This window comes from Rhizobium leguminosarum (genome assembly GCF_019798305.1).
GTDB lineage: Bacteria > Pseudomonadota > Alphaproteobacteria > Rhizobiales > Rhizobiaceae > Rhizobium > Rhizobium leguminosarum_U.
Window position 1 is genome coordinate 26,003 of sequence record NZ_JAAXDD010000017.1, and the last position, 23,489, is coordinate 49,491.

Consider the following 23,489-nt stretch of genomic DNA (forward strand, 5'->3'; position numbering starts at 1 on the left):
TGGAGTGCAATCATGGCATCCGTTGAACTCACCGATATCAGCAAGACCTATGGCGCCGTCGACGTCATCCACGGCATTTCTCTTCATATTGAGGATGGCGAATTCGTCGCCCTCGTCGGCCCGTCCGGTTGCGGAAAATCGACGCTGCTCAGAATGATCGCCGGCCTCGAGGAGATCACCGATGGCGAGATCGCCATCGGCGGCAAGGTCGTCAACGCCATGACGCCGCGCGAACGCAACATCGCCATGGTCTTCCAATCCTACGCGCTCTATCCGCACATGACCGTTGCTGAAAACATGGGCTTCAATCTGAAGCTCGCTGGCGTTGCGAAACCGCAGATCGAGGCCCGGGTGGCCGAAGCCGCCCGCATGCTGGATCTCGCCGAGCTCCTCGACCGCAAGCCGGCCCAGCTTTCCGGCGGCCAGCGCCAGCGCGTCGCCATGGGCCGCGCCGTCGTGCGCAATCCCGCCGTCTTCCTGTTCGACGAGCCGCTGTCCAACCTCGATGCCAAGCTGCGCGTTCAGATGCGCTCGGAAATCAAGACGCTGCACCAGAAGGTCAGGACGACCTCGATCTATGTCACCCACGACCAGATCGAAGCGATGACGCTTGCCGACCGCATCGTTGTGCTCAATCAGGGCAGGGTGGAGCAACAGGGAACACCGCTCGAACTCTACAGGAAACCCGCCAATCTCTTCGTCGCCGCCTTCATCGGATCGCCGGCGATGAACATGCTCGAAGGCACGGTGGACGGCGAAAATGGTGGGCCTGCTGCTCGTCTCAGCGACGGCACGGCAATCCGCATCGCGCCCGACCGCAAGGTCAAGGTCGGCCAGGCCATCACCATCGGCCTGCGCCCCGAACATCTCATTCCAGGCGTCGCCGCCGGCACGCCGCTCGCCGGCCGGACGATGCTGGTGGAACCGACAGGCGCTCAGACCCATGTCGTCTTCGACCTCGCCGGCCAGCAGGTGACCGCCATCGTCGACGGCGAATACCCCGTCCGCTACGGCGCCGTCTTCGAGGCAAGCATCACCAGCGATCAGGTGCACGTGTTTGATCGCGGCACCGGAGTGGCGCTGTAGGCGGGGCGGTTTGCCCCCGATTTGCGGCGGCGAACGGGAACCGGAGAGGGTGCGGCATATCCTCTTCTCCCCTCGGGGAGAAGAGGGAGTCGAGAGGTCTCGGCATGCTCCTGGCCCCATGCGGAGGTCCGGGTCGTCTGCAGACGGCAGGCACCCTGCCGTCTTCCATTTCGACCTATTATTCCGCCGCGATCCGTGTGATGCCGTTGGCCTGGACGATCTTTTCCAGCAGCGCGAGCTCTTCCTGGGTAAGATCCGTCAGAGGCGGGCGCACGGGGCCTGGGTTCTGCCCGAGGACGCGAAGGCCGGCCTTGATGATCGAGACGGCGTATCCCTTCTTGCGGTTGCGCAAGGCGACGAAGGGGAAGAAGAAGCCCTTCAGGATCTCATCGACGGTTGCTTGATCGCCGGTGCGCAAGGCGCCGTAAAAGCGCTGGGCAAGCGCTGGTACGAAGTTGAAAACGGCCGATGAATAGGTCGTCACGCCTGCCGCGAAATAGGCCTGGGCATAAACCTCGTGGGTCGGCATGCCGCCGACATAGACGAGACGATCGCCAAGCAGGGTGGTAATCTCGATCACCTTGTCGACATCGCCGACGCCGTCCTTGAAGCCGATCAGGTTCGGGCATTCCTCCGCCAAACGCGCGATGCTGTCGGCGGTCAGGACGGCGTTGTCGCGGTTATAGACGATGACGCCGATGCCGACCGATTGGCAGACCGCCTTGACGTGGGCGATGAGACCCGCCTGTTCGGCAAACATTAGATAGGGCGGCAGCAGCAGCAGCCCGTCCGCGCCGGCCTTCTCGGCCGCGACTGCGATCTCGATGGCGAGCGACGTGCCGTAGCCGGTTCCCGAAATGATCGGCGTCTTGCCGGCCGACGCCTTGGCGGCCCGGATCACCTGCGGAATCTCGGCCGGATTAAGCGAGAAGAATTCACCGGTGCCGCCGGCGGCAAACAGTGCAGCAGCGTCATAACCTGCAAGCCACTCGACATGGCGGCAGTACTTCGCTTCGTCGAGCTTGAGTTGATCGTCGAAATGCGTAACCGGAAACGACAGGAGACCGCTACCGACGGCCTTCTTCAATTCAATCGGGTTCATCATGAAGTCCTATTTCTTAGGTGTTGAAAACCGGGTCACTCGCTGTCGAGCACTTGCAGAAGTGCGGCGATATAGCCGTAGCAGAAGGCAAATGCGGTGGCGGTTGGATCCTTGCCGCTGACGGTCGGCACATGGTCGGGCATCAGCATGTATTTGAAGCCCACCTCCTTGTAGATCCTGGCCGAGCGGACCATGTCCATGTCGCCTTCTTCAGGGAAGGTCTCCATGAAGGACAGCTTGCCGCCGCGAATATTGCGGAAGTGAACATTGAAGATCTTGCCGCGCTGGCCGAACCAGCGGATGACATCGTCGATTTCCTTGCCGGGATTTTCCAGCATCTCGCCGATCGAACCCTGGCAGAAATTGAGGCCGTGATAGGGGTTTTCCCGCATCAGCACGAACTTCTTCAGGCCCTCCACCGTACCCAGCACACGCGTGACGCCGCGATAACCCGGCGGCGTATAGGGATCGTGCGGATGGCAGGCGAGCCGGACGCGGTTGCTTGCAGCGACAGGAACGACGCGTTCCAGGAAATAATCGATCCGTTCCCAGTTTTCGTCCTCGGAAAGCACGCCGGCAAGGCCGGGCTCAGCCTGCTGATCCGTCTTGCCCCAGCGGAAGCTCGCATTCAGCGATCCGCCGCGTCCAGGTTCATCCGGCGTACGGGGAATGCCGATCAGGTTGAGATTGTACTTAACCGCAGGAATGCCTGCGGTGGCGGTATTCTCGATCAGCTTGCAGACGGCGTCGATCTGTCTGTCGCGATCGGGGCCGGCAAGCAGGATATCGGGATAGGAAGCCTTCTCGATCGGCTGCGAGGGCAGCGGCAACTGGATCATGTCGAGGATCAGGCCGAAGCTTTCGACCTTGTCGCGATGGCGCTCGAGATCGGAGAGCGTCCAGCTGCTCGGCTTCCCCGGCGGGTCGGCATTGATATGCTTCACGCCCAATTGCGCGAAGATACGATAATCGTCGTCGTCCCGCGCGGCGACCTGTGTTCCCAGATACATTTGAGTCTCTTTCAAAATTATCCAATGTCATATGACATAATATGAATTTCCAAGAGTGTCGAGCCCTATTGCTGCTCTGCGAGCATGCGATAACGGCGTTGGCTGGCCAGCATATGCGCCCGCATTGCCTGTCTCGCCCGCTCCGGATCCTGGTCGGCGATCGCTGACAGGATCTCAACATGTTCGGCATAGACCTTCTGAAGATAGTCGCGGTCATTGGCCTCGGGAAGCGTCGGAAATTGGCCGCGGGGGATGGCTTTTGGGCCGAACTGGCGCAAGACGGCAACGTAGAATCTGTTGTTCGTGGCGGCGGCGATTGCCATGTGAAATGCATAATCCGCCTCGACCGTCTGCTGTCCTGTCTCGATCAGGTTTGCCATTCTGCGGTTGGCTTCGCGGATCGCCGCTTCCTGCTCGGCGGTGCGGCGATAGGCGGCGATCGCCGCCGCTTCACCCTCGGCGGCCATGCGAAACTCCAGCAATTCAAGGGTTTCCGGAATGCTCTTGATTTCCACTGGTGTTAAGGAAAGCATCGAATGCGCCTTCGGATCCGCGACGAAGACGCCTTTGCCCTGGATCGGCTTGACGAAGCCAGCCGACCTCAGATCGGCTATCGCCTCGCGCACCACGGTGCGGCTGACGCCGAATGTCGCTTCAAGCTGCGGCTCGGTCGGCAGCTGGTCGCCGACGCGCAGCTTCCCCGTTTCGATTTGCGCCCGCAGCTGATCGATAACCTGTTGCGCCAGTCTTTGCCGGCCCCGGCTGAGTGTCGTCATTTCGGCTCCCCCAATCCCTTCGCATCAAGTCTCTGTCGCCCGGGACTTGTCAATCTTATCGGACTTCGTTAAATCATAATACGACATACGGACGACATAATATGTTTCCTATAGTAATCCAGGGAGGAGTGACAATGAAGCATTTTTCTAAGAGCTTGTTCGTCGGTGCCGTCATCGGCGCCCTGACGATATCGGCAGCGCAGCTGCAGGCCGCCACGCCGCAGGACCAGTTGGTGATTGGCACTTCGCTGGCCCAGGTTTTGTCGCTCGATCCGCAGCAAGCGACCGAAGGCAAGGCGGTCGAGATCATGTCGAATCTGTACGATCGGCTGGTCGCCAGTACGGCTGATGGTAAGATCCTTCCGCAGCTGGCGGAAAGCTGGAAGATCGACGACAAGGGCATCACCTTTACGCTGCGCAAGGCCAACTTCGCCTCCGGCAACCCGGTCACCTCGAAGGACGTCGTCTATTCATTGGCGCGGCTCCTGAAGATGGACCAGGCCGCGGCCGCCAACCTCAAGCGCGTCGGCTACGACAAGGACAATGTCGAAAAGCTCGTCAAGGCCGTCGACGATCAGACGGTGCGGATCGATCTCTCCGACCAGGTGACGGCAGAGCTTCTGCTCTATCGGCTGACGACGACGACGACCAGCGTGGTCGACAGCGTCGAAGTCGAGAGCCACGCCGTCGATAACGACTACGGAAATGCGTGGATGCGAACGCATTCTGCCGGCTCCGGTCCGTTCACCCTCAATCGCTGGTCTCCGAACGAACTGGTGATCCTTGATGCCAACAAGGACTATATGGCCGGCACGCCGAAGATGCGTCGCGTCATCGTCCGGCATGTGCCTGAAAGCCAGGTCGAACGGCTGATGCTCGAACGCGGCGATATCGATATTGCCAGCGCCCTGACCGCATCGGATCTCGCGACATTCCAGAGCAAGAAGGGCTTTGCCATCCAGCGCATTCCGACGGGCGGCTTCTACGTGCTGTCGATGAATGCCGGCAACAAATACCTCGCTAATCCGAAGGTCCGCGAAGCCATCGCCTACGGCATCGACTACAAAGGCATCGAAAAGACCATCATGGGCCCTTACGGCCGGGCCAGAAACGTACCCGTTCCGGAGAATTTCGAATCTGCCATCCCGAACCCCGATTGGCATCTCGACGTCGAGAAGTCGAAGCAACTGCTGAGCGAGGCTGGCTTCAAGGACGGCTTTTCGCTGACGCTGAAGACCATCGCGCAAACGCCGCGCATCGATCTGGCCACCGCCATCCAGGCATCGCTTGCTCAGGTCGGCATCAAGATCGACATCCAGCAGGGCAACGGCTCGGAAATCATCGCCGCCCATCGCGCCCGGGACTTCGATCTGCTGATCCCGCAGACCAGCGCCTATATGCCGAACGTGCTCGGTTCGATGGAGCAGTTTTCCTCCAATCCCGACAACTCGAAGGAAGCCAACAATGCCGGCAATTTCGTCTGGCGTTCGGGCTGGGACATTCCGGAGCTGACGGCCCTGACGGCAAAAGCATCGATGGAGCCGGACGCCAAGAAGCGGGGCGAACTCTATGTTGAGATGCAGAAGATGTTCGTCGAACAGAAGCCGGCAGTGCTTCCGCTCTTCGAGCGCTTTGAGCCGATCGTCCTCAACACCAAGGTCGAGGGATATGTCGGCCACCCGTCTCAGCTGACGCGTCTCGAAAACGTGACCAAGGTCGAAACCCAGTAATACTCCCAGGACAGCCGATCATGAAGGAACTCTCCGTAGCCGAATTTGGCCGACGCCTGGCGCATTTGCTGGTCAGCCTGTTCATCCTCTTATGTGTGACCTTCGTGATCGGCCGTATTCTGCCCACCGATCCGGTCGGCGCAATCGTCGGCGAGCTCGCCGATCCCGCTGCCTATGCGGCGATGCGGGCGCGTCTGGGGCTCGATCTGCCGATCTACCAGCAGTTTTTCCTCTATCTGAATGGCTTGGCGCATGGTGATTTCGGCACTGCCGTCCTTACCGGCAATCCCGTCTCTTCCGACCTCGCTCAAGCCTTTCCGGCGACGTTTGAACTCGCGACGCTGGCGGTGATCATTTCGACCTTCGTCGGTGTCCCGCTCGGGCTGGTCGCAGCACTCTTTCGCGACAGCTTCATCGACAAGACGGCTCGGGTGGTGGCACTCGTCGGTCATTCGATCCCGGTTTTCTGGTTCGGCATCGTCGGGCTCGTCATCTTTTATGCCGGCCTCAACTGGGTCGGCGGGCCGGGCAGGATCGATGTGTTTTACGAAGGCCTCGTCACGCCGCAAACCGGGCTGTTGTTGGTCGACAGCCTGCTGCAGGGCGAGACGGAAATCTTCTGGAATGCGCTCGGCCATATCATTCTGCCGGCCGTGATCCTCGCCTATGCGGCGATGGCCTACATCACCCGTATGACACGCAGCTTCACCCTGGAGCAGTTGAGCCAGGATTATGTCATTGCGGCCCGAGCCAAGGGTGTGAGCCCGCTCGGCACGATCTGGCGCCACGTCCTGCCGAACATTGCGGTGCAGCTGATCACCATCCTGGCCATTTCCTATGGCGGATTGCTCGAAGGCGCTGTCGTGACCGAGATCGTTTTCTCCTGGCCAGGCATTGGCCAGTACATGACGAACGCCCTGATGATCGGCGACATGAACGCCATCGTCGCCGGCACCATTATTGTGGGATTCATCTTCATGTTGTTGAACTTCCTGGCCGACGTCGCTTACGCCGTCTTTGATCCGCGCATGCGGGAGGCGGCCCGATGAGCGATGTCATCCGCAGCGAAATCCAGATCCGCCCTCCAAGTGTGTCGACCCGTATCGCGGCTTCGTTTGCACGCGCCGGCCGCAAATTGGCCCACGAGCCGCTTGGTCTTGCCGGTTTCGTCATCCTTGGTCTGCTTTGTTTGATCGCGATCTTCGCGCCGCTCCTGGCGCCCTACGATCCGGTCATACAGTCGCTTGGCGATGCCTTGCAGCCGCCGAGCCTCGCGCACCTGGCAGGCACGGACGAATTCGGCCGGGACATCTTGAGCCGCCTCATCTTCGGCACGCGCATCACCATCCAGACCGTGCTGTCGATCTCCTTGATCGTCGGCCCGATCGGCCTGTTGATCGGCGTCGTCGCCGGTTTCTTCGGAGGGCGCACCGATGCGCTGCTGATGCGCGCGACAGACATCGTTCTCTCTTTCCCGTCGCTGATCCTGGCTTTGGCTTTTGCTGCGGCACTCGGCGCGGGCTTGACCACAGCAATCATCGCGATCTCGTTGACCGCATGGCCGCCGATTGCGAGACTCGCGCGCGCCGAGGCCCTTGTCGTCAGAAACGCCGACTATGTGGTCGCCGCCCGCCTTTATGGCGCCTCGCCGATGCGCATTCTTCTCCTCTATATCGCACCGATGTGCGTTCCCTCCGTCATCGTTCGCCTGACGCTCAACATGGCGGGTATCATTCTGACGGCGGCTTCGCTTGGCTTCCTCGGCCTTGGCGCTCAGCCGCCGGCGCCGGAATGGGGCGCGATGATCTCCAGCGGCCGCAAGTTCATGCTCGACTATTGGTGGGTTGCCGTGATGCCGGGTATCGCCATCCTCCTCACCAGCCTTGCCTTCAACATCGCCGGAGATGCTCTGCGCGACCTTTTGGATCCCCGCCATGCAAGATCGTGATCTGCAGCCCGTTCTTTCCGTCGAAGGATTGACCGTCCGTTTCGGCCGAGGCGCCGTACCCGCCGTCTCCAATGTCAGTTTCGACGTCGGGCGCGAACGCGTCGGGATTGTCGGCGAATCCGGTTCCGGCAAATCGACGACAGGTCGCGCCATCATGCGCCTTTTGCCGCCGGCCGCGGTGGTCTCGGCCGAACGCATGGATCTTAGCGGCGATCCGTTGCTTTCAAAGAGTGAGCGTCAGATGGGCGCGCTGCGCGGCAAGGACATCGCGCTGATCATGCAGGATCCGCGCTATTCGCTGAATCCGGTGCTTTCGATCGGTAAGCAGATCGCCGAAGCCGCCCGCCTTCACCTCGGTCTTCATAAGAAACAGGCGCATGAGGCTGCCCGCGCCATGCTGGAGCGCGTGCGCATCAGCGATCCGGAGCGGGTCATGGCACTTTATCCGCACCAGATATCGGGCGGCATGGGCCAGCGCGTGATGATCGCCATGATGCTGCTGGCGCGGCCGAAGCTTGTCATCGCCGACGAGCCGACCTCGGCGCTTGATGTCAGCGTCCGCAAGGACGTGCTGCTGCTGCTTGATGAACTGGTGCGCGAGAATAATTCCGGACTGCTGTTGATCAGCCACGACATTCGCATGGTGGCAGCTTTTTGCGAGCGCATCATCGTCATGTATGCCGGCCGGATCGTGGAAACGCTGACCCGTCTCGAGGAGGCGCGCCATCCCTATACCCGCGGGCTGATCGCTGCGCTGCCCGACCCCAGGAATCCGGTTCGCCGGCTTGCAGTCCTCGACAGGACGAAACTCGATCTGGAGACGGCGCAATGATCAATGTGCGTGACCTCGATGTCGTCTTTGCCTCTGGCAAGACTAGCAACCACGTCGTCAGGGGCATCAGTTTTCAGGTCAACCAGGGGGAGACCCTTGGCATTGTCGGTGAATCCGGATGCGGCAAATCGACGGTGCTGCGTTGCCTCGCCGGCATGGAGTCCGGCTGGACCGGTCACATCGAGCTTGGCGGCAAACCGATCGGCAAGAAGCGCTCCCGCGAGGAGCTGAAATTTGCCCAGATGGTGTTTCAGGACCCTTACGGATCCCTGCATCCGCGCCATCGTATCGGCACCGCCCTGGCGGAACCGCTGCGCGCGATGGGCCATTCCGATATCTGGTCGAAGGTCGAAAGGGCTTTGATCCAGGTCGGTTTGCCGGCGAGCTTCGCAAACCGTTTTCCGCACGAACTTTCCGGCGGCCAGCGGCAGAGGGTGGCAATCGCCCGGGCCCTGATCCTGTCGCCGCCCATCCTGTTGCTCGACGAGCCGACATCGGCGCTCGACGTCTCTGTCCAGGCCGAAATCCTCAACCTGCTGGCCGATCAGCGGGAGGAAAAGGGACTGACCTATCTTCTCGTCAGCCACGATCTCGCGGTCATCGCCCATATGTGCGACCGGGTGCTGATCATGAAGAATGGTTGTTTCGTGGATGAACTCACCAAAGCGGATCTGCAGGCCGGCACCACGCATGATGCCTATGCGCGAGAACTGTTCGAAGCGAGTTTTATCGAGGCTTGATGTCCTCGATCGCGGTATGGTTCAGCGGCGCCGTTGCGGCCGGGATGCGGACGGCCGCCACGCTGCCCCTTTCGACGAGATGGCAGGCAAGCTCGACGCGCCGCCGTGGGGCCGCAAGGCCGAGCATCATGTCGCGCAGCAGATCGAGCGCGGTGGCGCCGAGTTCGCGCATCGGAATATGCACCGTCGATAGCGGCGGATTGAGAAAGGCCGACTGCGGCAGGTCGTCTATGCCCATGACGGAGATGTCCTGCGGCACGCCATAACCCATCGCCTGCAATCCGCGCACCGCGCCATTGGCAAGACTGTCGCCCGCCGTCAGGATGGCGGTGAAGGAAAGGCCTTTCTCGCGGACAAGACGGGTGACCGCTTCGGCGCCAAGTTCCGGCAGCCAGTCGTCGACCTCAAGCACCAGATCGGTATCGGCGGTCAGCCCATGATGCTGCAGGGCATCGCGCCAGCCCTCGAGGCGCCGTTCGATCGTTCGTCGTCCCGGCCTCAGCATGAACAGGATGCGTTGATGCCCGGTTTTGATCAGCCGCTCGGCGGCGATGAAGGCGGCCGAGCGGTTGCAGGGCGTCACACTCGAAAGCCGCATATAGGGATCGTCGCTGTTGACGAGCACCACGGGCTTTCTGAGATCGGCGGCCGCGGCCAGCATATCCTCCTCATCGACGGTCAGGATCAGCATGCCGCCGAAGCTCGGATCGTCACGCATCTCGGCGACGACGCGGGCTTCATCCCCCTTGTCGGCGACGGGGCGCATCGCGAGTTCGATGCCGAGGGCGGCGGCGCGCGCATTCAATCCTTCGAGCACATAGAGCGTGAACTGGTTGCGGACATAGTCGATCATCGCCGCGCCGGAGGCAACGAGCATGACCTTCTTCCCGGCAACGCTTGCCGGCAGGGCGTAGCTGACCGCACTTGCCGTATCCAGCACCAGCTTGCGGATCTCCGGCCTGACGCCCTTTTCGCCGGCCAGCGCACGCGACACCGTACTGATCGAGACGCCGCATCGGGCGGCAATGTCGTCGAGGCGCGTGCGCCTGCCTTTTTTCTCTTCCGCCGCCATGTCATCTCCTCGCTGGCAGCTACTATGCAAAAATCTTTCAGATTGCGCAAATGGATTGCCTGTGCACAATCATTGCCTGAGGAGTCCGCGGCAAGCGGCAGAGCAGGGAGGCTTTGAACATGCGGCTTGAGGGCCAATCCATGTGTCGGCGTTTTGTCCGGCGTACCAAGGATCGAGCATGATGCCGAAAAGTGTGAGCGGTTTTCGGACGACATCATGCTCTAGCTGTTCTAGGGCGGTCTGAAGCAATGACCGCCGAGCAGCAATCCCATCTCCGCCGTGCAACGGCCAAGGCTAGCCCGATCGTCTACTGGCAGCTCGCCGACCTGTGGCAGCAGCGCTACGACGTCGCCGACCGTCCGATGGAAGGCAGCATGGATCCGTTTTTCTTCGTCACCAAGACGAAGAACTTCATTCCGCATGAATATCCCTGCCGCACCGAATTCAAAAAATCCTTCTCCGGCCGGCGGCCGCAGCCGACAGCCGAATTCGATGCCGTCCGCTGGTGGCTTCCCTTTGCCTCACCGCGTGTCGATCTCTCCGGCTTCTGGTTTCGCCCGACACGCATCGGCTGCTGGGCGCGTACCTTCCTCGATGCTCAATCGGCGGGGCGTGCCACGCTTCGCCTGTCGACCTGCGGTGGCGCGATCCTCTTCGTCAATGGCCGCGAGCAGGGCTTCATGGCGCCTTATCAGCGCAATCTCGAAGCCCAGCAGCTCTTCGAGGTCGAACTGGCGGCCGGCCTCAACGAGATCCGCGTCTATTTCGACGATCTCGCCGAGCGCGACGCCCGCTTCTATTTCCAGCTGGACTATGTCGAAGGGCCGGAAGTTGAAACTGCCCTGCCTGTTCCCATCGCCGCCGGTGATGCGGATGCGCTGGAGGCGATCCTTGAAGGCATGCGCTTCGACCGCACCGCTTATCTGGGCGAAGACGTGACCATCCTCTTCACCGCGCCGCTGCCGGTGGCACTGAGCTGCCATGTCGAGATCGAAGGCGACTTCATGTCGATCGAGCGCTTCGATTATGATTTCGAGCTGGAAGCGGGAGCAACGAAACTGGCGCTCGGAACCTCGGCGGATATGCCCGCCGATTTCCGCCATTTCCGCATCACCTTCAAAACAGGCGCGCTTTCGCTCGGTCGCACGCTCGGAGTCGAGATCTGTCATCCCGAGCGACAGGGGGAGGCACCCGCCGCCCTGGAGGACCGCGTCGCCGAGGCGCTGGCCGAGGTCGCCGCCCATTCCGAGCCCGACACGGTCTGCGCTTTCGCGCGTCTTGCGCTGGGGCAGGGCGGCAAGGAAACCGAGGCGATGATCTCGGCGATGCTGCCGGTCATCGAGGATTGTCGCGACTGCGCCGATTTCGTGCTGGTGCCGCTGCTCTTTGCCTATACGCGCTGGAGCGATCTACTGTCACCCGCGCTGCGCGACAGGATCGAGCACGCCGTCCTCAATTACCGCTACTGGATGGATGAGCCCGGCAACGACGTTCAGTGGTATTTCTCGGAAAATCACGCGCTTCTCTTCCATACCGCCGCCTATCTCGGTGGCAGGCTTTTCCCCGATGCCGTCTTCGTTCGCTCCGGCCGGACTGGCGCCGAGCAGATGCAGGTCGGCGAGGAGCGTGTCCGCGCCTGGCTCGATCATTTCGAGCGCTGGGAAATGGCCGAATGGAATTCCGTTCCCTATTTCCCGATCGATCTCAAGGGGCTGACGGCGCTGGCCGCCTGCGCGCCGGACGAGACGATCCGCAACCGGGCGAGTGCCAGCATCGTCCGCTTGATGGAGATCGTCGCCCGCTCGGCCCATCACGGCATGCTGACCGGCAGCCAGGGCCGCTCCTACGAACATACACTGCGCCCCGGCCGCTCGGTCGAACTCTCCGCCATTGCCCGGCTGCTCTGGGCCCGCGGCTGGTACGGCCGGCGCGTCCACGCTTTGCCCCAGCTTGCCGTCTGCATTCGCGATCACGGCCTGCGTTTTCCAGAAACGCTGGCTGCGATCGCCGCGCACCAGTCCGACGACGCGCAGGAATGGACCTTTTCCCAGGGCGAGAACCGCTTTGCCGCCCTCTATCATTATAAGACCCGTGACACCGCGCTCGGCACCATCGCCCATTATCGTCCCGGCGCCTGGGGCTATCAGGAAACAGTGCTGCATCTGCGTCTGGGTCATCGGCCGGAAGCGCAGATCTGGATCAATCATCCAGGCGAAACCATCCAGTTCGGTTATGGCCGGCCGAGCTTCTGGGGCGGCTGCGGAACGCTGCCGCGTGTGCATCAGTATCGCGATCTGGCGATCCTCGATTTCGAGATCCACGAGGGACAGCCGGATTTCACCCATGCCTGGTTCCCGCTCGAGGCTTTCGACGACACGGTGGTCGACGGCAATCTGGCGCTCGCCCGCTCCGGCAATGGGATTGCGATGCTGATCGGCAACGGCGCACTGGAGCCGGTAAAGCAAGGCCCGACGACGGATGTCGAGCTGCGTCTGGCCGGCCGCAACGGCCGCTGGATCGTCCGTCTCTCCGATCTCGGGCGCGAGGGTAGCCTTGACGAAATGCAGGCGCGTTTCGCCACGCTTTCGGCGCGGCGAGACGACAAGGGCGCATTGATCGTCGCCGATCCGGATTATGGCCGGGTCGTCTTCGAAGAGGACGGCACCGTGCGTGCCGAAGGCCGTATTCTTCGCCCGCCGGACTGGTCGGTGCGGGGAGACGCGGTACATCTGGAGATACCGGGCAGGCAGCCTCGGCGCGCGGCCTCGTAGACGACGTGTCCGGCAGGTGGAGGACCGGCCGGACGCAGGAATTGATCGATCAGAGGAGGAAAAGATGACTAGAATGAAATCGGTCGGCGCGGCTTTTGCCGCAGTTCTGTTGAGCTCCGTTGCCGCCCATGCCGGCGACGTACGCATCATGTGGTATTCGGACGGCGGCGAAGGCGAGGTCATCAAGGACCTGCTCTCGCGCTTCTCCAAGGCCAATCCCGACGTCAACGTCATCCTCGACGAGGTCTCCTACGACGTCGTCAAGGAACAGCTGCCGGTGCAGCTCGAAGCCGGGCAGGGGCCGGATATCGCCCGCCTCACCAATCTGAAGGCGCCGGCGCAGCACTGGCTCGATCTTCGCCCCTACCTCACCGACGCGAAATATTGGGAGGATAATTTCGGCGCCCAGGCCGACTGGATGCGTCCGGACGGCTCGACTGCCATCACCGGCTTCATGACCCAGCTGACGCTGACCGGCGGCTTCGTCAACAAGACGCTGTTCGAACAAGCCGGCGTCGAGATCCCTGGCCCGAAAGCCACCTGGGACGACTGGGCGGCGGCGGCCAAGAAGGTTGCCGACAGCCAGAAGGTATTCGCCATGGCGATCGACCGCTCCGGCCACCGCGTCTCCGGCCCGAACATCTCCTACGGCGCCAATTACATCGCCGCCGACGGCAAGCCGGCGCCGATCGATCAGGGCGCCAAGGACTTCCTCAGCCGCTTCGTCAAGTGGAACGAGGACGGCACCATCAACAAGGACGTCTGGGTGAGTGCTGCCGGCACCACCTACCGCTCCGCCGCCGAGGACTTCATCAATGGCGGCCTTGCCTATCTCTATTCGGGCAGCTGGCAGGTTTCGGGCTTTGCCCAGAAGATTGGCGACAGTTTCGACTGGGTGATGGCGGGCAGCCCCTGCGGCACGGCCGCATGCTCCGGCATGCAGGGTGGCGCCGGTCTCGTCGCCGTCAAATACACCAAGAACCCGAAGGACGTCGCTAAGGTGATGGATTACCTGGCAGGTGCCGACGTGCAGAAGGAATTTGCCGAACGCAGCCTGTTCATTCCGGCGCATAAGGGCGTCGCCGCCGGCCAAATGGACTTCAAGACCGATAATCCGCATGTGCAGGCGGCGCTGAAGGCCTTCGTCGAAGCGGCCGGCCAGACGGCGGCACCCGCCATGAAGCTGCCCGGCTGGAAGTGGTCGGATGCCTATTACAGCGCCATCGTCGCCCGCATCAGCCAGGTGATCGCCGGCGAGATGAAGCTTGACGACGCCTATGCCCGCATCGACGAGGACATCAAGGCCAAGGTTGCCGGCAACTGACGGAAGAACAGATGACGGCGAAGACGGCTTCTTCTGAACCACCGGTCAAAAACGGTCTGCGGCAGGCGCTCTTGACGCCTGTCCGGCTTGCCATGGGGCTCGTCGACATTCCCATGCGTGGCTGGCAGAAGCTGACGGGGCTGAACGGCATGGCGGGCGTCTTCCTGGCGCCCAACATGCTGATCTTCACCGTCTTCGTGCTGCTGCCGCTGGTCATCAACTTCATCTATTCGACGACGAGCGGCAGCGCCATCTTCCTGCAGAACCGGACCTATGTCGGCGCCGACCAGTACCGCATCCTCTTCGATTGCCGCTCTTATCTCGATCCCTCGACCTGTGCCGCCGACACGTTTTGGGCGGCGGTGCGCAACACCGCCGTCTTCGTCGTCTTCCAGGTCACGGTGATGCTGATCGCGGCGCTCGCAACGGCGCTAATTCTCAACCGCGAGCTTTCCAATCGCGGCTTCTGGCGCGCCGTCTTCTTCTTCCCGGTGCTGCTGTCGCCCGTCGTCGTCGGCCTGATCTGGAAATGGATCCTGCAGCGCGAAGGCCTGTTGAATTATGCGCTGAGCCCCTTCGGCTTCGAACCCTTCTCCTGGCTCAGCGATCGTTTCTGGGCCTTCTTCTTTGCCGTCTTCGTCTCGGTCTGGGCGCATATGGGCTTTTATGCGCTGATCCTGCTCGCCGGCCTGCAGGCGATCCCGCGCGATCTCTACGAGGCGGCGGCGATGGACAGCGCCCGCCCGACCCGCATCTTCCGGCGCATTACCCTGCCGCTTCTGATGCCGAACCTCATCGTCGTGCTGGTCTTGGCGCTGATCCGCGCCGTGCAGATTTTCGACGAGGTCTTCGTGCTCACCGGCGGCGGACCGGGCACCAGCACCATGTACATCACCCAATATATCTACGAGACCGGCTTTGCGAGTTCGCTGCGCAATCCGGGACTGGCTTCGGCCGCCTCGATCCTGATGGGCATCGTGCTCGTCATCCTGACGCTCGTCCAGCTCGGCGTCAGTAGCCGCAACGAGAAGAAGGGAGCACGCCAATGAGCGCAGCCTCTGCCTTCCTGCTCCGCCGCCGCGGCCGCGGCTGGCACTGGACCGATGTGGTCACCTGGATCTGGCTGATCTCGGGCGTCTTCCTGATGTTCGGCCCCGCCGTCTGGCTGGTCTTCTCTTCCTTCAAGACGCCGGCGGCCCTTGCCGAATTCCCGCCGTCCTTCCTGCCCTACGTCACCGAGCAGGCAGTGGTGCCGGGCTACGACAAGCCGTTGCCGCTCTATAATGTCGCGATGCCGGATGGCAGCACCCGCGTGCTTGCCGAAGTCCGCCGCATCGGCATCATCGGCCAGATGGTCGATCCGAAACAGCCGGGTGAAATCGTCAAGGCGAATATCAAGGACCGCACACCGGTGCGTCAGGTCGAATTCGCCGGCGGCAACTACACCGAACCGTTCCAGCGCTTCGATTTCTTCCTGTTCCTGCGCAACTCCGTCTTCGTCACCGTCGTGGCGACGGCTATTACGCTGCTCGTCAATTCCATGGCCGCCTTCGCGCTGTCGAAATACCAGTTCCCCGGCCGCACCGCCGTCATGCTGATGATCCTGGCAACGCTGATGGTGCCGCTCTCGGTCATCGTCGTGCCGCTCTATTCCGTCATCGGCACGCTGAACCTCTTCGACAGCCTCTGGGGTGTCATCCTGCCGACGGTCGCCACCCCGACGGGGGTCTTCCTGCTCAGGCAATACATGCTGACGATCCCCGACGAATTGCTCGATGCCGCGCGTATGGATAAGGCCAGCGAATGGCAGATCTACTGGCGTATCATCCTGCCGCTGTCGGCGCCGGCTCTCGCCGTGCTGGCAATCTTCTCGGTCGTCTGGCGCTGGAACGACTTCCTCTGGCCGCTGATCGTACTCTCGCGCAAGGAACTCTATACGCTGCAAGTCGGCCTCAACGTCTATGCCGGCGAGCTCAATGTGCAATGGCATTATATCCTCGCCATGACCGTCGTCTCGATGATCCCGGTCGTGCTGATCTTCGTCTTCCTGCAGCGCTTCATCACCACGGGCATTGCCGGCTCGGGGCTCAAATAGGCCAACCTTAAAATAAGAAACAGGAGAGCGCATGAGCGGGCTTGAGCTCAGGAACATCGTCAAGAATTTCGGCGCCGTCGAGGTCATTCGCGATGTCTCGCTTGAGGTCAACGACGGCGAGTTCGTCGCTTTCGTCGGCCCTTCCGGCTGCGGAAAATCGACGCTGCTGCGCCTGATCGCCGGCCTCGACAAGCCGACTGGCGGCAGCATCGCCATCGACGGCAAGGATGTTACCGTTATCAGCGCCGCCGATCGCGGCCTGGCCATGGTCTTCCAGTCCTATGCGCTCTATCCGCATATGAGCGTCAGGGAAAACCTCGCCTTCGGTCTCGAGAACACCAAGGTGGCGAAGGCCGAGATCGAAGCGCGCATCGCGGACGCCGCACGCATGCTGGAGATAGAGCCGTTCCTGCAGCGGCGTCCGGGTCAGCTTTCCGGCGGTCAGCGCCAACGCGTGGCGATCGGCCGCGCCATCGTCCGCCGGCCGGATGCATTCCTGCTCGACGAGCCCTTGTCCAATCTCGACGCCGAACTCAGGGTCAGCATGCGTGCCGAACTGGCGGCCCTTCACGCCCGCCTGAAGGCGACGATGATCTACGTCACCCATGATCAAGTCGAGGCGATGACGCTTGCCGACCGCATCGTCGTGCTGAGAGGCGGCAGAATCGAGCAAGTGGGAACACCGCTGGAACTCTACAACAAGCCGGCCAACCGCTTCGTCGCCGGCTTCATCGGCGCGCCGCACATGAATTTCCTCGAAGGTGCGATTGTCGGTCACGAGGGCGGTTTCGCTGAAGTCGAAACCGTCGGCGGCCATCGCCTTTCCGTCATTGCCAAGGAGGCACGCCCAGCGGGCGAGAGGGTCAGCATCGGCATTCGCCCCCAACACATCACCCTTGCCGATGCGGGTTCAGCGAGCAGACTGGATACCCGCGTCACTCTTGTCGAGGAACTGGGCTCGGAGACCGTCGTCCACGCCGACGCAGGCGGGAAGAAACTGATTGCGGTCTTTGCCGGCCAGCAGCGGATGAAATCGGGCGACGGCCTGCCGCTGCATCTCGACCCCGACGTGCTGCACCTCTTCGGCGAGGACGGTCGGCGTCTATCCTGATGTCCTTTGAGACATCTTGTCATTGCGCCGGGACTATCACTCGCGATAAGGCAACCGATCGAGCAATTTCTCCAGTGTGATCGGATATTGCCGCACCCGCACGCCGGTTGCGTTGTAGACCGCATTTGCGACGGCCGGCGCGACACCCGTCAGTCCCAGTTCCCCGACGCCTTTCGCTTTCACCGGCGATATCGCTGGATCTACTTCGTCGAGGAACATGGCCTCGAGATGAGGGATGTCGGCGTGGACCGGAACCTCGTAGCCGGCGAGATCGTGATTGACGAAGAAGCCGGATCTCTTATCGACCACCATCTCTTCCATCAGGGCCGCCCCGATACCCATCGTCATCCCGCCGATCACCTGGCTGCGCGCGGTCTTGGGGTTGAGGATGCGGCCAGCGGCGCATACTGCGAGCATGCGGCGAACGCGGATTTCGCCGGTACAGACGTCGACGCCGACCTCAGAAAAATGCGCCCCGAAGGTCTGGATCGCGAAGCGCTTCGCCAGATCGCCGAATTCCATGACGTCTTCGGCGACGAGATCGCCATCGGCGGCAGCGCTGGCGAGCAGCGCCCTTCGATTTCCGGACCGAACCTCACCGCCAATGAACTCAGCCTCTGCGGCGTTGAAGCCCAGACGCTGGGCGACCACCGCTCGCAGCTTCGTGCAGGCAGCATAGACGCCTGCGGTGACCGAAGGCGCACCCTGCTGTCCTCCAGATCCCGGCGTCTCCGGAAAGCTCGAATCCCCGAGCTTTGCCACTACGCGGTCGATTGGCAGACCCATCATCTCGGCCGCCGTCTGCTGCACGATCGTGTAGCTGCCGGTGCCAAGGTCCGTCATGTCGGTCTCGACTGTCAGCATGCCCTGGCGATCGAGACGAACCCGCGCTCCGGCCTTTGAAATCGGTGCCCCGCGGATCGCACCCGCCATGCCCATGCCGATCAACCAGTCACCATCGCGGACTTGACCTGTCTCAGTTTTGCGCATGCTCCATCCGAAGCGTTCGGCGCCCGTGCGCAGGCATTCAACGAAGGGACGCGAGGAAAAAGGCCGATCGGCATTTTCCGGGTCGACCTGGGTATCGTTCAAGATGCGGAACTCGACCGGATCCATGCCGAGCTTCTCTGCCATCTCGTCCATGGCGATCTCGAGCACCATCAAACCGGGCGCCTCTCCCGGCGCGCGCATGGCATTGCCCTCGGCCAGGTCGAGCGTCGCCAGCCGGACAGCTGTCATCCGGTTCGCTCCCGCGTAGAGCGACCGTGTCGAAAGGGTGGTCGGCTCGGTGCGGCCGCCGGCGAGATTGCCCGACCAGCTCTCATGCCCGACCGCCGTCAGCTTACCGTCGCGCGAGGCGCCGAGCCGGATCCGTTGGATGGTCTTCGGCCGATGGATCGTATTGTTGAACATTATCGGACGTTGAAGCGCGATCTTCACCGGTCGCCGCACCACTCGCGCGGCAACGGCCGCCAGCACCAGATCTGATTGCACCGTGCCCTTGCCGCCGAAGCCGCCGCCGATGAAGGGTGAGATCAGCCGAACCTTTTCGCGCGGAATGCCGAGAATGAGTCCGAGATCCCGGGTTCCCCAATTCATCTGCTGAATTGAGGTCCAGCACGTCACCCGATCGCCATCCCAGGTCGCGATCGTCGCATGCGGCTCCATCATTGCATGCGCCTGGTCGGGAACAGTATAGGTCTCGTCAACCTTCACCTCCGCGGCTGCGAAAGCCTGGTCGAAGTCTCCGACCTGCGTCTCGGTCGGTCCACCAAACTCCATCTGCGGTGCAACCGGCGCGCTGTCCAGTTGCTCGGCGAGATCGAATCGGCCCGGGCTGCGCGCATAGTCCACGCGGATCAGCGAGGAAGCCGCGCGTGCCTGTTCGAAGGTTTCGGCCACCACGACTGCAACAGGCTGATGGTAGTGATCGACGTCAGGGGCAGCCATCATGCGCTGGACATAAAATTTGCCGACACCGAGCGGACCGGCATTGCGGTGAGTAATGACGGCCAGCACGCCGGGTGCGGCCTCGGCGCGTCGGGTGTCGATTGAAGAGATCCGGCCCTTGGCAATTGCCGCGCCAAGGATATAGCCGTAGGCAGCGTTTGCTGCGACGCCGTGATATTCGTAGGCGTAAGTCGCCGTCCCAGTCGTCTTGAGCTCTGCCTCGAAGCGGTTGTGAGGCTGGCCGACGACGGTCATCCGGTCGATCGGGTTCGGTCCTGCAGGTGTGTCGAATTTCATGGATCAGCCCTCAATTGCGCTATCACGTTGCTGAGCGTCCGCTCCGCCAACAACAGCTTGAACGGTTTTTTGACTCGCGGCTCCGCGCCCTCAGCAGTCCGTCAGCCGGAATAGTCGATGCTGGGACTCGTGCTCAGGGCGAACCAGTGGATCGCTCACGTGAGTAAAATGGGTCACGCATCGGAAAGGATTACCGGCGGCAAATTGCAAGACTTTATGAGTCTGCCTCACGAAACGGGAGCTTCCTGCCGAGATCAGGCGAGCAAGCGGCCTGCGGTGAGGCGCTCCCAATTCGCATGCGCGAACTTCGCCTTGTCGGCGGCATTAAGGGCATTAAGCTCCAGACCTTCGACAAATCGCCGCGCATCGCCTCCGGGGCGATATTGGTATGGGTAGTCTGTCGAGAACAGGATGCGGTCCACGCCGACCGCATCGATCGCCTGCCGCAAATAGGCGGGGCTGAACATGCCGCTGGCCGTCAGATAGAGGTTATTGCGGACATAGTCGAGGAATGGCCGCTGGAGTTTGGACACCCGATCCAGCATGACGAGCCGCTCGAGATAAAACAGCACCAGCTCACCCCAGTGCCCGAGGATGACCTGGAGGTTCGGGTGACGGTCAAAGACGCCGCCCAGGATCAGACGCACGAACTGGATGCCTGCCTCGAAATGCCATCCGAGGGCAAACGTGGACAGGGCGAGATCGACGGGGGCGCCAAAGCCCGCATAATAGGTGTCGCGAATGCTCGTCTGCGGGATCTGCGGGTGAATCAGAAGTGGGACATTGAGCTCCATTGCGCTGGCGAATGTCGGCTCGAAGATCATATGATCGAGATTCTTGTCGCCGACCCGGCCGAACAGAACGGCACCTTTGCAGCCGAGTTCCTCGACGGCTCGCCGCAGCTCTCGCGCCGCCTCGTCCGGTTGCGCAAAGGAGAGAGCCGCCATCGCCTGGAAGCGGGATGGGTGAGCCGAAACAGCGCCGGCCAGAATGTCATTGGCGCGACGAGCAAGATCGACGCCATGATGGCCGAGATTGTTGAGACCCGGGGTCGTCAACGAGAGAACCTGCACATCGACGCCGGTCTCGTCCATCAGAGCCAGCCGCTGCTCTCCAAGATCCGCCAGCCGTTCGCCGAGCAAACCCGGATTGAGCCCAAGCGTTCCGTCGTCGGCGCCGGGTATCGTGTTCCACCCATGCTTCACCTCATCGGGCAGGACATGCTCTTCGATTGCGATGATCTTCATTGGTGAATTCCTTCGTCAGGACTTCTGCGTGAGCTGATCGACAATCGCCTGGCCGACGCCGTGTGCGGACGCCGGGTTCTGGCCTGTGATCAGACGGCCATCGACCACCACCTTCTCCGTCCAGTTCGGCGCCGGCTGATGCAGCGCGCCTCGCTCCTTGAGGGTCGTTGCCAGCAGATAAGGCACGACATCGGTGTATTTGACCTCCGCCTCTTCCTCGTCCGTGAAGGCGGCGAGCTTCTTGCCCGCGACCAAATGGCTGCCGTCCGAGAGCGTTGCGTTCACGAATGCAGCGGGGCCATGGCAGACCGCCGAGACGATGCCGCCGGTTTCGTAGATATCGCGGATCACGCGTTGCACAGCCGGGCTGTCGGCAAAATCCCACATCGTGCCGTGGCCGCCGGCGAAGAAGACTGCGGAGTAGCGGGAGGGATCGAGTTCGTCGAGGATGAGCGAGTGGGCGAGCGCATCGCGGAACTCCCGGTCCTTCCAGAAGCGGGCGTTGACCGGATCGGCGAGGTCGAAGAAGTCGATCGGCGGATGGCCGCCCCGGATCGAGGCGATCTCGACCGGGATGCCGGCCGCGCGGAAAACCTCGAGCGGATGGGTGAGTTCGACCATCGCAAAGCCAGTCGGCTCGCCGGTGTCGCCTCTGATCGGATGGCTGGTGACCACGCAAAGGATGGGCTTGATGTTATTTGCCATTGTCTTGGCTCCTCAGGAATTGAGCGAGGCCATGTCGACGACGACGCGGAGTTCATATCGCTCTTCAACATACGCTCGCAGGCTCTGCTGCGCCCGCCGAATTCGCGAGCGGGCGCAAACTGTTCCGTTGTATCGCGGACAAGGAATCTCAGGCGTTGCCGGGCGCAAACAGCGCTTCCCAGTTGAGGAAGGGGCCAAGCGGGATGACCTCCCAGTCGAGAAGCCCGGCCTTGGCCAGCGGGAATTCGCTCAGGGCCTGTTTGGCGGCTTCGACCGATTCGCATTCGGCGATGATGGCGACACCCGGACGATCCTGGCGGAAATAGATGTCGCGGATGATGCCACCCTTGTACATCTGCCAGGCGTGCCGGGCTTCATCCGACATATGCGGCTGGTATTTTTCCAGGCTGGCATCGGGCTGGGGAATATCGAGGCAAAGCAGTTTCATGGCAGGATTCCTTGGTTGAGAAAGATGGATCAGGCGGGCGCACGGTCTCGGCCACGCGGACGGCCGAGGTGGCCCGCCGTCCTGAGATCGCTTCCGGCAGGCGCGACATCCGGCGCCTGGTCAGTCTTCGATTGGGTTATGACACCAAACCAGCTTCCGAGCCGGTTGAGGTCGTCTGTGCTGCCGTGGTTGCCATGAAAATATCGTTTGCTTGGCCGGCCTTATATCGTAGAATGCAGTTGACGATTAGAAATCGTTTTTCTCTTCTTTGGTTCCTGAGGTTCTCCAATCGACGGGGCCACTCTCCGCGAGGATCCGCTTGGTGCGAGACAGGTTTGATGGGGTGCAAGTCTTTGTCGAGGCAGTCGAGACGGGCGGCTTTGCTAAAGCCGCCGAGCGATTGTCGTTGACGCGCTCCGCAGTCGGTAAGGCCATCGCGCGTCTCGAGGAGCGCTTGGGCGTCCGGTTGTTTCACAGGACCACGCGGACGCAGAGCCTGACCGAAGATGGTCAGCAATATTACGAGCGGTGTGTGCGTGCGATCGAGGAACTGCGCGCAGGCGAATCTCTCCTGGAATCCGGGCGGCGTGAGGTCGTCGGCAAGTTGCGCGTGTCGCTGCCCGTCTTGTTTGGCCGCTACTGCGCCGCGCCCATCTTGCGTGCCTATGCGCGCCAGCACGAGAGGCTCGAACTCGAACTCAGCTTTAGTGACCGCCAGATCGATTTGATCGCCGACGGCTTCGATTTGGCGGTGCGCAATGGCGTTCTAGGCAACGGAACCGCGCTCCACGCCCGGCGACTGGTCAGCCCACGCAAGGCGCTCTGCGCCTCTCCAGCCTATCTTGCCGCACGAGGGGAGCCACATTCTCTGGCGGATTTGCCAGAACATGACACGCTCGTATACTGGCGCAACGATTATGGCCTGACCTGGCAGCTTCCCGATGCGACCGGTGCTCTCATCGACCTGTCGGTCACTTCAAGACTGCGCTTTGACGATCTCGAAGTGATCGCCGATGCCGCCGTCGATGGGATGGGCCTCGCTTGGCTTCCCTACTGGCTGATCCATGACCGTGTGCAGGCAGGCGAACTGGTCGAACTCTGGACCGATCGACCGAGGGCGGCGATGGAATGCTACGCCGTGTGGCCATCCACCCAATATCTGCCGTTGCGGTCGCGACTGGCGATCGATGCGCTCGCCACCGAATTGCCGAAGCGTTTCGTCGTCTGAAGCGGATCCCTTTGCGC

The 23,489-nt window shown here is 62.0% G+C and carries 20 protein-coding genes; 12 read left to right on the forward strand and 8 right to left on the reverse strand.

Features of this window, described 5'->3' with window-relative positions:
- Positions 1-12: 12 nt before the first annotated feature.
- The gene (locus tag HFO99_RS26960; RefSeq protein ID WP_222364696.1) at positions 13-1,086 is read left to right on the forward strand and encodes an ABC transporter ATP-binding protein; all 1,074 of its coding nucleotides are present in this window, start codon (positions 13-15) and stop codon (positions 1,084-1,086) included.
- A gap of 178 nt (positions 1,087-1,264) precedes the next feature.
- Here the strand turns inward: HFO99_RS26960 and kdgD are convergent, their stop codons facing one another.
- The 3 genes from kdgD to HFO99_RS26975 all read right to left on the reverse strand — a co-directional run bounded on the left by kdgD (position 1,265) and on the right by HFO99_RS26975 (position 3,974).
- A complete protein-coding gene (gene kdgD, locus HFO99_RS26965; protein WP_222364698.1) occupies positions 1,265-2,191 on the reverse strand; it encodes a 5-dehydro-4-deoxyglucarate dehydratase in 927 nt (308 codons plus the stop codon).
- A 32-nt stretch (positions 2,192-2,223) separates the two neighbouring features.
- On the reverse strand, positions 2,224-3,198 hold the full coding sequence (locus HFO99_RS26970) for a mannonate dehydratase (RefSeq protein ID WP_222252935.1): 975 nt from the start codon (positions 3,196-3,198) through the stop codon (positions 2,224-2,226).
- Between the two features lie 65 nt (positions 3,199-3,263).
- Positions 3,264-3,974 carry a FadR/GntR family transcriptional regulator gene (locus HFO99_RS26975; protein WP_018069616.1) on the reverse strand — a complete coding sequence of 237 codons (711 nt, stop codon included), beginning with the start codon at positions 3,972-3,974 and terminating at the stop codon, positions 3,264-3,266.
- A 134-nt stretch (positions 3,975-4,108) separates the two neighbouring features.
- Between HFO99_RS26975 and HFO99_RS26980 the strand changes: the two genes are divergently transcribed.
- Genes HFO99_RS26980 through HFO99_RS27000 form a run of 5 tightly spaced genes read left to right on the forward strand, consistent with a single transcriptional unit; the run spans position 4,109 to position 9,224 of the window.
- Complete coding sequence (locus HFO99_RS26980; RefSeq protein ID WP_222364700.1) at positions 4,109-5,704, forward strand: ABC transporter substrate-binding protein; 1,596 nt, start codon at positions 4,109-4,111, stop codon at positions 5,702-5,704.
- A gap of 20 nt (positions 5,705-5,724) precedes the next feature.
- Positions 5,725-6,753 (forward strand): ABC transporter permease, encoded by a 1,029-nt coding sequence (locus HFO99_RS26985; protein WP_222364702.1) that lies wholly within the window; start codon positions 5,725-5,727, stop codon positions 6,751-6,753.
- A complete protein-coding gene (locus HFO99_RS26990) occupies positions 6,750-7,652 on the forward strand; it encodes an ABC transporter permease (protein WP_222364703.1) in 903 nt (300 codons plus the stop codon). The genes HFO99_RS26985 and HFO99_RS26990 overlap by 4 nt, the downstream gene beginning before the upstream one ends.
- On the forward strand, positions 7,639-8,484 hold the full coding sequence (locus HFO99_RS26995; protein WP_033182597.1) for an ABC transporter ATP-binding protein: 846 nt from the start codon (positions 7,639-7,641) through the stop codon (positions 8,482-8,484). The genes HFO99_RS26990 and HFO99_RS26995 overlap by 14 nt, the downstream gene beginning before the upstream one ends.
- Positions 8,481-9,224, forward strand: coding sequence for an ABC transporter ATP-binding protein (locus tag HFO99_RS27000; RefSeq protein WP_222364704.1), 744 nt, complete (start codon positions 8,481-8,483; stop codon positions 9,222-9,224). Before HFO99_RS26995 ends, HFO99_RS27000 begins: the two co-directional genes overlap by 4 nt.
- Here HFO99_RS27000 and HFO99_RS27005 read toward each other — a convergent pair.
- Entirely contained in the window at positions 9,211-10,296 is a 1,086-nt protein-coding gene (locus HFO99_RS27005) for a LacI family DNA-binding transcriptional regulator (protein WP_222364705.1), read from the reverse strand. The genes HFO99_RS27000 and HFO99_RS27005 overlap by 14 nt on opposite strands.
- 248 nt (positions 10,297-10,544) lie before the next feature.
- Here HFO99_RS27005 and HFO99_RS27010 point away from each other — a divergent pair, with 248 nt between their 5' ends.
- From HFO99_RS27010 to HFO99_RS27030, 5 genes are all read left to right on the forward strand, one after another.
- Entirely contained in the window at positions 10,545-13,067 is a 2,523-nt protein-coding gene (locus HFO99_RS27010) for a hypothetical protein (RefSeq protein WP_222364706.1), read from the forward strand.
- Positions 13,068-13,131: 64 nt separating this feature from the next.
- Positions 13,132-14,391 (forward strand): ABC transporter substrate-binding protein, encoded by a 1,260-nt coding sequence (locus HFO99_RS27015; protein ID WP_222364707.1) that lies wholly within the window; start codon positions 13,132-13,134, stop codon positions 14,389-14,391.
- 11 nt (positions 14,392-14,402) lie between these two features.
- Complete coding sequence (locus HFO99_RS27020) at positions 14,403-15,440, forward strand: carbohydrate ABC transporter permease (protein ID WP_221989833.1); 1,038 nt, start codon at positions 14,403-14,405, stop codon at positions 15,438-15,440.
- Positions 15,437-16,486: a carbohydrate ABC transporter permease gene (locus tag HFO99_RS27025; protein WP_222364708.1), complete on the forward strand. Its 1,050-nt coding sequence runs from the start codon at positions 15,437-15,439 to the stop codon at positions 16,484-16,486. Before HFO99_RS27020 ends, HFO99_RS27025 begins: the two co-directional genes overlap by 4 nt.
- A gap of 31 nt (positions 16,487-16,517) precedes the next feature.
- Positions 16,518-17,597, forward strand: coding sequence for an ABC transporter ATP-binding protein (locus HFO99_RS27030; RefSeq protein WP_222364711.1), 1,080 nt, complete (start codon positions 16,518-16,520; stop codon positions 17,595-17,597).
- Between the two features lie 36 nt (positions 17,598-17,633).
- Here HFO99_RS27030 and paoC read toward each other — a convergent pair whose 3' ends face one another.
- The 4 genes from paoC to HFO99_RS27050 all read right to left on the reverse strand — a co-directional run bounded on the left by paoC (position 17,634) and on the right by HFO99_RS27050 (position 22,244).
- Positions 17,634-19,844, reverse strand: coding sequence for an aldehyde oxidoreductase molybdenum-binding subunit PaoC (gene paoC, locus HFO99_RS27035; protein WP_222364714.1), 2,211 nt, complete (start codon positions 19,842-19,844; stop codon positions 17,634-17,636).
- Positions 19,845-20,098: 254 nt separating this feature from the next.
- Positions 20,099-21,091 (reverse strand): amidohydrolase family protein, encoded by a 993-nt coding sequence (locus tag HFO99_RS27040; protein WP_222364716.1) that lies wholly within the window; start codon positions 21,089-21,091, stop codon positions 20,099-20,101.
- 15 nt (positions 21,092-21,106) lie between these two features.
- Positions 21,107-21,796, reverse strand: a complete 690-nt coding sequence (locus HFO99_RS27045) for a type 1 glutamine amidotransferase domain-containing protein (protein ID WP_222252924.1) — start codon at positions 21,794-21,796, stop codon at positions 21,107-21,109.
- 148 nt (positions 21,797-21,944) lie between these two features.
- Entirely contained in the window at positions 21,945-22,244 is a 300-nt protein-coding gene (locus HFO99_RS27050) for a superoxide dismutase (protein ID WP_105005946.1), read from the reverse strand.
- A gap of 322 nt (positions 22,245-22,566) precedes the next feature.
- Between HFO99_RS27050 and HFO99_RS27055 the strand changes: the two genes are divergently transcribed.
- The gene (locus HFO99_RS27055) at positions 22,567-23,472 is read left to right on the forward strand and encodes a LysR family transcriptional regulator (protein WP_222252923.1); all 906 of its coding nucleotides are present in this window, start codon (positions 22,567-22,569) and stop codon (positions 23,470-23,472) included.
- Positions 23,473-23,489: the final 17 nt, after the last annotated feature.